Origin of the sequence: Formosa agariphila KMM 3901 (genome assembly GCF_000723205.1) — a bacterium.
In the GTDB taxonomy this organism is placed as follows: Bacteria; Bacteroidota; Bacteroidia; order Flavobacteriales; family Flavobacteriaceae; genus Formosa; species Formosa agariphila.
In genome coordinates, this window is record NZ_HG315671.1 from 1,632,009 (window position 1) to 1,645,196 (window position 13,188).

General features: G+C 32.1%; 12 protein-coding genes. 4 read left to right on the plus strand and 8 right to left on the minus strand.

Annotation, left to right across the window (positions count from 1 at the left end):
- Positions 1–126: 126 nt before the first annotated feature.
- Entirely contained in the window at positions 127–2,202 is a 2,076-nt protein-coding gene (locus BN863_RS06950) for a hypothetical protein (RefSeq protein ID WP_038528998.1), read from the plus strand.
- Positions 2,203–2,335: 133 nt separating this feature from the next.
- Here the strand turns inward: BN863_RS06950 and BN863_RS06955 are convergent, their stop codons facing one another.
- Positions 2,336–2,743, minus strand: coding sequence for a UPF0158 family protein (locus BN863_RS06955; protein ID WP_038529000.1), 408 nt, complete (start codon positions 2,741–2,743; stop codon positions 2,336–2,338).
- A gap of 364 nt (positions 2,744–3,107) precedes the next feature.
- On the opposite strand from BN863_RS06955, the gene BN863_RS06960 reads away from it, so the two are divergent.
- Positions 3,108–4,580, plus strand: coding sequence for a potassium/proton antiporter (locus tag BN863_RS06960; protein WP_038529003.1), 1,473 nt, complete (start codon positions 3,108–3,110; stop codon positions 4,578–4,580).
- Positions 4,581–4,711: 131 nt separating this feature from the next.
- On the opposite strand, the gene BN863_RS06965 is transcribed toward BN863_RS06960, so the two are convergent.
- From BN863_RS06965 to BN863_RS06990, 6 genes are all read right to left on the minus strand, one after another.
- A complete protein-coding gene (locus BN863_RS06965; RefSeq protein WP_038529005.1) occupies positions 4,712–5,572 on the minus strand; it encodes an SDR family oxidoreductase in 861 nt (286 codons plus the stop codon).
- Between the two features lie 31 nt (positions 5,573–5,603).
- Positions 5,604–5,804 (minus strand): hypothetical protein, encoded by a 201-nt coding sequence (locus BN863_RS06970; protein WP_038529008.1) that lies wholly within the window; start codon positions 5,802–5,804, stop codon positions 5,604–5,606.
- A 157-nt stretch (positions 5,805–5,961) separates the two neighbouring features.
- Positions 5,962–7,458 carry a S10 family peptidase gene (locus BN863_RS06975; protein WP_038529011.1) on the minus strand — a complete coding sequence of 499 codons (1,497 nt, stop codon included), beginning with the start codon at positions 7,456–7,458 and terminating at the stop codon, positions 5,962–5,964.
- 64 nt (positions 7,459–7,522) lie between these two features.
- Positions 7,523–8,287 (minus strand): TIGR02757 family protein, encoded by a 765-nt coding sequence (locus BN863_RS06980; protein ID WP_038529014.1) that lies wholly within the window; start codon positions 8,285–8,287, stop codon positions 7,523–7,525.
- The gene (locus tag BN863_RS06985; RefSeq protein ID WP_051774593.1) at positions 8,287–8,871 is read right to left on the minus strand and encodes a CPBP family intramembrane glutamic endopeptidase; all 585 of its coding nucleotides are present in this window, start codon (positions 8,869–8,871) and stop codon (positions 8,287–8,289) included. The genes BN863_RS06980 and BN863_RS06985 overlap by 1 nt, the downstream gene beginning before the upstream one ends.
- A complete protein-coding gene (locus tag BN863_RS06990; RefSeq protein WP_038529017.1) occupies positions 8,852–9,514 on the minus strand; it encodes an ABC transporter ATP-binding protein in 663 nt (220 codons plus the stop codon). Before BN863_RS06990 ends, BN863_RS06985 begins: the two co-directional genes overlap by 20 nt.
- 371 nt (positions 9,515–9,885) lie before the next feature.
- Here BN863_RS06990 and folE point away from each other — a divergent pair, with 371 nt between their 5' ends.
- Both folE and BN863_RS07000 read left to right on the plus strand, forming a co-directional pair.
- Positions 9,886–10,482, plus strand: coding sequence for a GTP cyclohydrolase I FolE (gene folE, locus BN863_RS06995; protein WP_038529019.1), 597 nt, complete (start codon positions 9,886–9,888; stop codon positions 10,480–10,482).
- A 54-nt stretch (positions 10,483–10,536) separates the two neighbouring features.
- The gene (locus BN863_RS07000; protein ID WP_038529022.1) at positions 10,537–10,848 is read left to right on the plus strand and encodes a hypothetical protein; all 312 of its coding nucleotides are present in this window, start codon (positions 10,537–10,539) and stop codon (positions 10,846–10,848) included.
- A 34-nt stretch (positions 10,849–10,882) separates the two neighbouring features.
- On the opposite strand, the gene BN863_RS07005 is transcribed toward BN863_RS07000, so the two are convergent.
- Positions 10,883–13,156, minus strand: a complete 2,274-nt coding sequence (locus BN863_RS07005) for a TonB-dependent receptor (RefSeq protein WP_038529025.1) — start codon at positions 13,154–13,156, stop codon at positions 10,883–10,885.
- Positions 13,157–13,188: the final 32 nt, after the last annotated feature.

Here is a 13,188-nt window from a genome sequence, read left to right on the forward strand (position 1 = left end):
TTTTAAAATAATCCTATTTTTATAAAATTTTTAGATTGTTCTAAATCCCTAAACTGATAAAGTTATCAGGCAATTACTCTGGAGAGAGAACCACCGTTCTGTGGAACGTAATTAATTAAAGCACCTATGAAGAATAGCATACCTATTGAAAATCAATATAAAAGAACGCCTTTGTTCGAAAAAGAAAATGTAAATTTTTTAATTCACGTTTTAAAAAGATTTAATACGGTACCTAAATTAAACAACATAAATATTATTACTTCCGAAAAGGAACCTAAAATATTTAAAATTATACCTAATCAAGCCATTGTAATTGGCTCTTTATATTTAAGAAAACCTGTGTTGGCATTGGTGTATTTAAGATATGCAATTGAATGGCAACTGTGGTATAAAGCATTAAATGATAAAGAAAACGATACTGTTTTATGCGATATAGCTGCTTTTGAAGTCGCTCGAATATTTTATAAATTATTACCAAAAGAAGACAAAGAGAAGTTAGAATCTTTAGACTATGTATTAATAAATTTAATTAAAAACGATACGTTTTCTAGTCCAGAAGCTCTGTTAGAAAATGAAGAGTTACAAGCTTTCCATGGATTAGAAAATACAGATAAATTATTTAAACCATCTTGGGAGCCTATAATTGAAAATTTAGCTAAGCCAACAGAGTATTTACTTATGTCTGGTGGTGATCTTAGATTGAATATAGACGAAATTGATTTGCTAAATAAATATGGTTGTCGACCATTTCCAAGGCCAGAAGCTTTTACTTTTGCATCGTCTACAGCTACTAGTGTGTCTAATTTTGCGTTCGATAAAGCTGCAAAAGTTAGAAGTATATTAATTAAAGATAGTTTAAAGAATGGATTTAAAGACACGACTATTGCCTATGCTGAATCTTTAAAAAATAACCTTAAAAATATTTTTGAATTAAACGACGAGTGTCAGATTATATTTTCTCCATCGGGTACAGATTCTTCACTTCAAGTTGCGGCCATAACTCAAATTATTACAGAAAAAGATATCACACATATTTTAGTTGCTTCAGATGAAACAGGTAGTGGTGTAGCAGGAGCTTTAAAAGGGTGTCATTTCGAAAATACAACGGCATTAAATTACCAGGTTAAAAAGGGTGAAAAAATGGACGGTTTTAGAGATGTTAATGTCATTAAAATTCCATTTAGAGATGAATGTGGTATTTTAAAATCTGCAGATCAATTAGATGAAGAAGTTTTAAATGCAATTACTGAAACTAATAAATTAGGACATCAAATTGTATTGCATGTTATGGATCATTCAAAATTAGGATATCAATCGCCTAGTGAAGACATGATGCAAAAATTAAACACCTTAAACGACATTCCTTTACAGATTGTGGTTGATGCCGCACAGCTTCGATTAGATCCTTCAGATATTCAGAATTATTTATCAGCTGGATATATAGTGTCTATAACCGGAAGTAAATATTTTACAGGACCTCCGTATGCAGGTGCACTTATTATACCAGAAACAATATGTGAATCTATTGAGTCGTCTAAAGTAAAGTTACCTGTAAGTTTAAATCAATATTATAACCGATCAGATTGGCCAACAACGTGGTTTTGTTCGAAAGATTTATCAGACGGATTTAATTATGGCTCTTACATGCGTTGGAATGCTGCTATTGTAGAAATGGATAGATATTACAAAACGCCAATTTTATACCGTAATTTAGGTATCGAGATGTTCTGTAATTTTATTGAAGATTCTATAAAGGATGTTTCATTTTTAGAACCACTTTATAGCGATTTAACTAAAACAGATGCTAGTAATAAGAGTTATGATTTCGGAATAAGAAGCATACGTACCATTTTTCCGTTTTTCATTATAAAAGACAATCAAGCACTTACTGTAGATAAGGTTAAGAAACTTTATGTGCTGTTAAATTCAGATATATCTGATTTGTTTGAAGGTTCACCATTAGAAATTGTTCGACTTGCAGCCCAAAAATGTCATATAGGGCAAGCAGTTAATGTAAAATATGGAAACGATTTACCAAGTGCTATTTTAAGAATTAGTCTTGGAGCTCGAGTTATTTCAGAAAGTTGGGTAAACCGAGATATTAGTATTTATTTTAGAAATATTGAAGCCCAAATGAATCAAGTAATCGTGATTATCAGAAAAATTGAACTGATTTTAAATACACCTGATTTATTAGATTAAAGGCCGTTTCAATATAAAAAATTAAAGCATACAAGAGGTTAGGAGCAGATCTATAATTCTGTAGGTTTCAAATCTTTTGTGTGTTTTTTTTAGTTGAGCTTTGAAGTGAAATTAGATTAAGATTCCCTAATCCCTAGAAGTCTAATTGGTGTCTTACCCAATTTATAATCGCCTGTTTTTTATGTTCTAGCCACATGCTTTTGTATTTAGAGTTAACCATTAAGAATCTAAAATTCTGAAACGGTTTTTTGGTAGATAAACAGTGTTCTAATTCTTGTTTAAATTCCAAGTCAGTTAGAGTTCGAGTAAAAGCTTCCATAACTTGAAATGCATGTTTGGCATCCATTTTCTTTATACATATATATTCGTCTAGATGAGACTGCACTTTTTTAATAGTATCTTCCCACTCTTCAGGATCCATATACAGTTCATTATAATCAGGATAATATTCTATATTTAATGTGTGTTTATGAATATAACATACCATGCCACATTCTAATAATTCAGCGATTTCTTTAATTTTGTCATCAGTTAAAGTCATTTCTAAAGGATTTGATTTGTTGGTAGTTACACTAAGGTATTAATTTTTAGAGCACTTTTTAAAATCTTGAACCGCCATTATTACGCATAAATCAAGTATTCCGAATATCATATATTTAAAGTTGTAATTATAGGTATTTAATGAATTAGCTGGTTGTGAATTGTTAATTTGATAATAATAGCAGGTAATTTCTTTTTTAAAGGTGTTAATCGTTAAAAGGAATTATTTTTAAATAGAAATCAAAATAAGAGATTAGGTCTTTTGATGATGTTTATCGATAAAATATTACAATTGCATATCGATTTTCTTCAGGTCTACTTATAAATAAACTAAATTTGTTTTGATTGATTTAAGATAAAAATGCATGAATTTAACAATTGAAAATATTGTATTAGTTGGTTCCCTTTTACTTTTTATAAGTATAATCGTTGGTAAAACATCATATAAATTTGGGGTTCCTACGTTAATTTTATTCTTATCTATAGGGATGTTAGCTGGCTCCGAAGGTATTGGAGGTATTTTATTTAATGATCCTAAAATTGCACAATTTATTGGTATTGTTTCACTTAACTTTATTTTGTTTTCAGGAGGTCTCGATACAGAATGGAATACCGTAAAACCTATTCTTAAAGAAGGGTTGGTGTTATCTACTTTGGGTGTTTTGCTTACAGCTGTTACATTAGGAGTATTTGTATGGTATGTCACCGATTTTACAATCTTTGAAAGTATGCTTTTAGGATCTATCGTATCGTCTACAGATGCTGCTGCCGTTTTCTCCATTTTACGATCTAAAAATCTAGCTTTAAAAGCGAATTTAAGACCTACATTAGAGCTGGAAAGTGGAAGTAACGACCCTATGGCTTATGTACTAACTTTGGCTTTCTTGTCGTTAGTAATCAATCAAGATCAAGACGTTTCTACAATCATTTTTATGTTTTTTCAACAAATGATAGTTGGAGCCATTGCTGGATTTGGATTTGGAAAACTTAGTAAACTTATTATTAACAAAATAACTTTAGATTTTGAAGGACTGTATCCGGTATTAGTAATTGCACTAATGTTTATTACATTTTCTGCTACCGATACACTTGGTGGTAACGGATTTCTCGCTATTTACATTTGTTCTGTATATTTAGGAAACCAAGATTTAATTCATAAATCTACTATCTTAAAAATGTTCGATGGTATGGCTTGGTTAATGCAAATTGTATTATTCCTTACTTTAGGATTACTTGTATTTCCTTCGCAAATTATCCCTTATATGGGCATCGGTTTATTAATATCATTATTCCTAATGGTAGTTGCTCGCCCGGTTAGTGTGTTAATTAGTACGATGTTTTTTAAAATGAAAATGCGACGTCGTTTCTATATTTCGTGGGTCGGGTTACGTGGCGCTGTACCGATAGTATTTGCAACCTATCCGTTATTGGCAGGAATTGACAAAGCCAATATGATTTTTAATATTGTATTCTTTATTTCAGTGACTTCTATTTTAATTCAAGGAACAACCTTATCTGTTGTAGCAAAATGGTTGAATGTTGCCCTTCCTGAAAAGATAAAACGCGCATCAGACGATGAGCGTTACATTTTAGATTTACCAAAATCGGCCATGGAGGAAACTGAAATTCCCGCAAATAGTTATGCTGTAAATAAACGAATTATCGATTTGCATTTTCCAAAATCAGCGTTTATTGTAATGATAAAGCGGAATGGTAAATTTGTGCGTCCAGGCGGTTCTACGGTTATAGAAGCTAACGATACTCTGGTAATTTTATTAGATAACGATGAAAGTTTAGATGAAGTGAAAACGTTACTTGCCCAAACGTCCATCGCTTAATTACTAGAATTAATATTAATATTATTTTGCCAATCCTTTTTAGGATTCTAGAAAGATTAGGTGTGTATCTGCATAATATTACAATGTAATTCTTTTCTGAACCATTATTTAAAGTTAAGCATATCCGTCAATTAAGACGTTGTATGATTGCTTTTGTAATCTTTAATACTATCTATATGAGATTTATGCGGTCGACCCGCTGCTTTTTCATAATCTGAAGGTACATTATTAACTCCGTTTTTTATACCTTCATAGATACCCGATATTATGGTTCCTATAAATTCACCTAAAGCATGTTGTCGTTCTTTTTTATATTCTTCAACAGAAACCGATGTGTATTTTAAATCTGTATTATAAACGGTGTTTATATAGGTTGCTAATTCCGATTGTGTAATGGCTTCTCCTATTAAATTATATGTTTTTCCGTTATGTTTACTATGTAAGAGCATTTGTGCATAGGCGTAAGCTAACTCAGGTCTGCTTGTATAACCGCATTTACCAGTTTGAGCACAGTTTCTAATTTCGCCTTCTTTTATATAAGTGTCTATAAACTCTAAATCGGGTTCTATATAAATACCATTTCTTCCAATTACCCATACTAAACCAGAGTTTTTAAGATCCTCTTCAGTTTGTCTATTACTTTTAACAACATGGCTAAAAGCCGTGTTTTCAGAGTCGCCAATAATACTAGTATACACTATTTTTTTTACCCCATTTTGTTTTGCAGCGTCTATAACATTTCTGTGTTGTTGTATTCTTTTTTGGGGATCGTCCATTCCAGAGACCAATAAAACTATATCTACACCTTTTAAAGCGCTGTTAAAATCTTCTCGATTATTATAATCTCCAATTCTAACTTCTACACCAAGGTGTTTTGCCTTTTCAGGAGTTCTTGCAATGGCAATAACTTGGTCTGAACTTATTTCTTGTATTAGTTGTTTTACAATGGCAGATCCTAACTGACCGCTGGCTGATGTAACTGCAATTTTCATAACGCAATATGTATTAAGTTTAGAAAAGGGTTTATGTTTTATCCGTTTTTAAAGCTTTCAATTCTGCTTCAAGCGCTTCTGCTTTAGCTTTAAATTTTTCTAAAGCCTTTTTCATCTGACCAACTTTTTTGAAGGCATCTTCATCTTGCACTGCCTGATATGTGATTTCTCCGTCTTTAGTCTTTATTCTTGAATGACTTCCACAAGTGGGACATTTAGCTACATCGCTCATAATTTATTTTTTTACAAAGGTCTGTTTTAAGTTGATTTTACGAAAGGTTAATCTTAAGCGTAAAATGGTAAATGTGTGACCAATTGCTGTAAAATTAGAATGTTGAGTTATAGAAAATTAATGTAACACCGTTTAATTTATTTTTAATTGACTATGCTTAGTCTTTCGTGTATTTGGCAGCTTTTCCGTTACTAGACGCTGTTTTTATAAATTCACGGATATCATCGTTTGCAGTCTTTAAATCGTCTTTTCTTAAATACATCATATGTCCGCTTCTATATCCTTTAAAAGTAAAACGGTCTTTCATTTTTCCGCTAGGGTCTATTTGTCCCATAGTATATTTTGCAGCAAAATAGGTAGTGGCACCATCGTAATAGCCAGACTGAATTAAAACTTTTAAATAAGGATTTTGAGCCATAGCTTGTCTTAAGCCTTCTCTTACGTTGTTGTTTTCTTTATTCCAAGGATGAACATTACCGAACATATTATATTTAATATCGGTTTTAAAATTTAAATGTTCTCTTAAGTAGTAATTAATTGCGGGCGTAAAAGAATGCGACCAAGAGCTAATTTCGGCATTATAATCTGGAGAAATACCAGTTTCAGTTTTATCAATTCCTAAATACCTAGAATCTAATCGTCCTACAGTTTGACCTGTTTTATCGCGTAATAAAGATTTCCAAAAATAATTATTTGGTACTTCTAAGTTGCTTTGCAATACTTCTTCAGTTTTTAAACCTGAATAATAAGCTACTTTATCTGCAACTTGTTTTTTTTCTGTTTCCGATATAAAACCACCTTTGGCAATTGCTGGCATAAGAGTATTAATACTGTAATTTTCAACTTCTGGTAGAATATCTAATAAATCCTTCTGTTGTAATTCCGGAGGTAAGACCTTGTGATGCCATGCGGTTGCAGTAAAATAAGGTAAATTTAATGCTGAATAAATGGGTTGTCCCGTACTGTACAATTTATAGTCGGCTGGCGATACCATAATAACACCATTTAGATACATCCACTGACTATTTTGTAGTTCTTTAGCTAATCCCATAACACGTGTTCCTCCATAGCTTTCACCAATTAAATATTTTGGAGATTCCCAACGGTTTTTTCTAGTAACAAAGGTATTCACCCATTCTGCTAAATATTTAATATCTGCATTAATCCCGAAAAAGACTTTACGGTCAGGAAATTTTCCTTCTTTATCGGCAATCATTCTAGAATATCCAGTGTTAACAGGGTTTACGTAAACAATATCGGCTATATCTAAAATAGAATTCGGATTGTCTTTTACACCATAAGGCTGAACCGGATAACCTTCATCGTCTAAGTTTAATACTTTAGGTCCTGTGTAAGCAATATGCATCCACACAGAAGCAGAGCCTGGCCCTCCATTAAATGAAATTAAAAGAGGTCTGTTTGTGCTGTTTTTTACATTATTACGCTCGTAATAAGTGTAATAAAGTGAAGCTATAGGATTACCATTTTTATCCCAAACAGGTTGTGTTCCTGTAGTAGCAGTATAAGAAATACTTTTGCCTTTTATAGTAGATGTATGAGTTGTTACAACCATAGTATCTATTGGGATTTTTCGAGATTGAGAAAAAACACTTATCGATAAAAGAACAAAGAGAATATTTAAATACTGTTTCATAAATTATTTTTTTGGAAGGATTTAAGGAAATGATTAATTTATACAAATGTACTAAAAACAATAATTAGAACCCTTCAAAAACACCGAGACCAAAGAGTGCAAAATCGTATTTTACGGGGTCATTTTCGTCTAAAGCTCTAAGCGCAGTATCCAATTCTAATAATGCTTTTCCGTCATTTTGTTTTCTACTTAGCAAACCTAGTTTTCTAGCCACGTTTCCAGAATGTACATCTAACGGACAAGAAAGTTGTGACGGAGATAAACTGTTCCAAATTCCAAAATCGACTCCGGTATTGTCGTTTCTTACCATCCAACGTAAATACATATTAATGCGTTTTGCCGCCGAATTTTTCAATGGGTCACTAATGTGTTTTTGTGTACGTTGTAAATGTGGATTCTCAAAAAACACGTTTTTAAACTCATGTATAGACGGTTGTAAAGAATCTGTAGAGGCGTATTTAGAAAATAACATCTCTAATCCGGAATGTTGGGTGTAAATATGGTTCAGACTTTTAATGAATTGAGACAAATCGTCTCCATTAAAGGTGCGATGTACAAAGGCATTTAAGGATTCTAAATCTTTTTCGGAATGATTAATTACAAAATCATAAGGTGAATTATCTAATAATTCCATCATCGATTTTGCATTTTTAATAATGCTTTTTCTGTTCCCCCATGAAATAGTCGCGGTTAGAAAACCTGAGATTTCAATATCTTCCTTCAAGGTAAACTGATGTGGAATTTGAATAGGGTCGCTTTCAATAAATTTAGGGTTATTGTAAAGGATGACTTTCTCGTCTAGAAATTCTTTGAGTTCGTTTTTTGTCATTATTCAGTCATAAGTAAAACGGCAGGAATAATTATAATACCATTATAAATTGCATGAAATAATATCGAGTATATTAACCCATATTGTAGTCTGATGATTCCTAAAAATAATCCGATAATAATTTGAGGAGCGACTAAAATTGGAGCTAAGATTAAAACATTTCGAGTGATTTCGAAGTTTGTAATATGTACCAAACCAAAGGCTAAAGCGAAAAAATAAAATACGTATTTAAATCCTTTTTTTCCTGTAAACGCGGTAAGAGGTCCTCTAAATATAAGTTCTTCAAGTATAGGAGCTGCGAGCACGCCTAGTAATACAATAACATATGGTGGGTAATCTTCAAACAGTTTTGTAGAAGCATGATCTTCAAAATCTACAAGGCCCATGGTTTCAATAATAGAAAACACTATGGTAAAGCAAAAGTTTAGAAAAAAGGCAATTATAAGTGCCGTAATAAAGACACTAGCTTTAGAATACCCTTGAAATAACGTTTTTTCTTCGTTATTATAAGGCGCCTTTAAATAGCTTATAAAGACTTTTGAAATTCCTGTAAATATTTCTACTTTAGATTGTAATATTTCCATCTACCATAACTAATTTTCTGTCGGCCAAGTTGGCTAATTCTTCATTGTGCGTTACAATTACAAAGGTTTGTCCAAATTGTTCACGTAATTTAAAGAACAAACTATGCAATTGTTCTGCAGATTCACTATCTAAATTTCCCGAAGGTTCGTCTGCAAAAATTAAACTTGGATTGTTTATAAGTGCACGAGCCACGGCAACACGCTGTTGCTCTCCACCCGATAATTCGTTTGGTTTATGATGATAGCGATGAGAAAGCCCTAAAAAGTCAAGTAATTCTTTAGCTCTGGGTTCTGCTTCTTTAGGATTAACGCCTTTAATAAATGCGGGTATGCATACGTTTTCTAAAGCGCTAAATTCAGGTAATAATTGATGAAATTGAAATATGAAACCAATATGCTCATTTCTAAATTTCGCTAGGCCTTTTTCCTTTAACTCTTGAATGTTTATACCATTGATTACAAGTTTGCAAGCATCTTGTTTTGAAGGAGAATCTAAAGTGCCTAAAATTTGAAGTAAAGTAGTTTTTCCAGCGCCAGAAGCACCAACAATAGATACGATTTCACTTTTTTTTATATGAAGATTTACACCTTTTAAAACATGAAAATCGTCGTAATATTTATGAATGTTTTTTGCTTGAATCATGCATTGTAATTAAGATGATTAAAGTAATACTTTAAAAACAATCTCACAAAATTAAATAGCTGTAGTTTAAAAAGGTTTAACTAAAGCTGCTGTTTTACAAAGGCATTCAATTCGTTTATTATAACAATTAAATGGTTTCAACTATTAAACATTGAAGTTCATTAAAAGTAGTGAAGATTAAAAACTATATCTTTGTTATTTAAATCTGCTTTAAGGCCTTAAGATAAAAATTTAGGTTTATAGCAAATTCATTTTAAGACGATTTTAGAAGCATAATTAAAAGCATTCTAAAATTCAACCTTAGAAATTTTTTAAACCTAATGATGTAATACAGATTCGCAAATCTTTATTATTACTAAATAATTGTATCAATGCCTTATAAACATTACGAAGAGTATAATCTGGAAATTACAGATGAAATAAAATCGCAATACCAAAATATTATTACAAACATAGGCGAGGATGTTTCGCGAGATGGGTTACAAAAAACACCCGAACGCGCCTCTAAAGCCATGCAGTTTTTAACTCAAGGTTACGAATTAGATGCTGCCGAGATTTTAAAAAGCGCTATGTTTAAAGAGTCGTATAACGAAATGGTAATCGTGAAAAACATAGAGTTGTATTCACTTTGCGAGCATCATTTATTGCCTTTTTTTGGTAAAGCGCATATTGCATATATTCCTAACGGACATATTGTTGGGTTAAGTAAAATACCCAGAATAGTAGATGTTTTTGCAAGACGCTTACAAGTTCAGGAACGCTTAACAAAGCAAATATTAGACTGTATAAACGATACTTTAAAACCACAAGGAGTAGCAGTGGTTATAGAAGCGAGCCATATGTGTATGATGATGCGTGGCGTACAAAAACAAAATTCGGTAACTACAACTTCTGGATTTCGTGGTCAGTTTGAAAAGATTGAAACAAGAAATGAATTTTTAAAGTTGATAAGTGAAGATTTGTCATAATATATTTTTGGTATGTTTCTTGCAAATAGAGTGTTGTAACCTTTAAAACATATTATGCCTAAAAATAAAAATTATAAAAAATTAGCCTTGAGTATTCTTTTAGATGCTGTTGGTTATGTTAGTTTTATTGTGCCAGGAATAGGTGAGTTTTCCGATATTATTTGGGCGCCAGCGTCAGCTTACATCATGACCAAATTATATAAAGGACAGCAAGGAAAAGTGGCAGCAGGAATTTCGTTTTTAGAAGAAGCAATGCCTGGCTTAGATATTATACCAACCTTTACATTAATGTGGTTTTACACTTATGTGTTTAGCTCCAGTTCAAGTAAAGAGAAAGAAATAGAATCAAAAAAGTCCCTTATTTAAGGGACTTTTTTGTGTGTATTTATTAAATAAGAAACTAGATTTTATAGGTTAAACCTACACTTAAATTTCTTCCAATATTATAAATCCCGTCTGTTTTTAATCGCGATAAATGGTTTATATATTGCTTATCTGTTAAGTTACTTCCCGTAATACTTACGTTTAGAGTGTTTTTAAACAACTGAAAATCTCCACCAATACCAGCGCTTAATAGGTTGTAACTATCTGAAGTAGTTTCGTTTGCACTGACATTGTTTTGAGCTAAAGTTGAGCTTAATTTTACAAAAGCATATCCTTTCTGAATCCAGTTTTTCTCGAACTCAACGCGAACAGTGTTTTTAAAATTATTTGCAGGTATTAAAGGTAAATAGTCTCCGTTATCTTGTTTTCCTGTTACCGATTCAAAACTACTTTCTATATGCAACCAGTGAATAGGGTGCGGGTGAATATGAATTCCAATTTCACCTCCGTATAATGCAGCATCATCTTGTAAGTATAAATAAACAGGGTCGTCGTTTATAAGCTCTCCATTTGGCGATAGGTAAATATAATTGTTTACTTTATTGTAAAATCCGTTAGCATAAACTTCAATATGTCTGTTTTTATATTCTAAAGCTAAATCTGATTGATAATTTTGCTCGTTGTTTAAATCGGGGTTACCAATTTCAAAACGGTTAGTCCCTTCGTGAGAACCATAAGATGTTAATTCTGCTAAGTTTGGAGCTCTAAATCCAGAAGCTAAATTTAATCGTAAAGATGTGTTTTTAGTGATGTTAGTTTTTAAACCAGCAGCACCGTTAAAGCTATTATAGGTTCTGTTTAAATCGTCTTCGGTAGAAATGTTTCTATTGTCAAAACGAGCACCTATTTGAATATCCATTTTATCAAAATGAATATGCGACATGGCTAAAACACCAATATCATTAGTAGTTGCATTCGGGATTAAGATTTCTTCACCATAATTGGTATTTACTTGGTTCATGCCTTGAACACCAACAATAGTTTCAAATTTACCAAAAGTTGGCATGTGGTATTTTACATCGTAATTAAATGTTTTTAATTTCATTTGTAAAGCAGGATGTAATTCCTCATGTTCATCATGATCATCGTGGTCATCGTCATGATCTTCATCAGCAACATCATGGTCATGGTCATCATGATCATCTTCATCACCGTGGTCGTGATCGTGTTCTTCTTCAAACTCTTTTCTGTCATTATATAAATATCCGAGTGTAACATCTAAACTCGAATTTTCAAAAAAGATATTGGTCTTAGAACTAAAAATATGATTAGTTACTTGTTGGTAAGGTAGAAGTGGTGTTTTGTCTGTAGACTGTTCTCCAATTTCTTCAGGAATTCCTAATTTAGAATCATTTAAATTATATCTCACTTCAGTTTTAAAGTTCGTGGATTGATATCCGAAACCTGCCTTTAAATCTTTTTCTTTAAATCTACTATTAGTTACACGGTAGTCTTTAGTATCGTAATCTGAATGTTCTGAAGCACTTCCACGAATTAAGAATTTAAATCCGTTTCCAGAAGTTTTATATCCAGCATTAGAACTAAAACCTTGAGTATTTCCGAAATAAGTTGTACCAAAATCCCCATGAGATTCGTCTTGTGCAGCAAAACGCTCAGGATTTAAATACAATACACCTCCTAAAGCATCACTACCATAGAGTAGGGAAGCAGGGCCTTTAATAACTTCAACACTTTCAATTCCGGCATCGCTAATCCCTAAACCATGCTCGTCTCCGAATTGCTGATTTTCTAGACGCACACCTTGAGTATATACTAAAACACGGTTAGAACTTAATCCACGAATTACTGGTTTTCCAATACTGGTACCTGTTGTAATACTTTCAACACCTGGAATATCTGTAATACCATCGGCAAGGGTTACTGCACCGCTAGCTTTTAAATCAGATACCTTTGCGCGTTCAACCATCATAACATTGTCGCGTTGTAATTTATGAAATGGCGTAGAAATAATAACTTCTTCCATTTCTGTTACCGAAGTTTTTAGTGATATTTTAAGCTCACCGGTATATGGAATAGAAATATTTTGAGTTTGTGATTCGTATCCTATAGAAGAGAAAACAATTTTGTAAGTGCCGTTAGGAATGTTTTCTATTGAAAAATACCCGTCGTCATCTGTAATGCTTCCTTTTTCAAGCAGTGGAAAATAAACGTCTATAATAGACAAGCCTTGTTGAGTATCGTTTTCTACAACACGTCCTTGTATTATGTTTTGTGCAAAACTAGGCGTCGCGACAATGCATAATAATAGTAATAATATGAATGATTTCATTTTTTTATAATTTAAATGATGTATAATGCTGA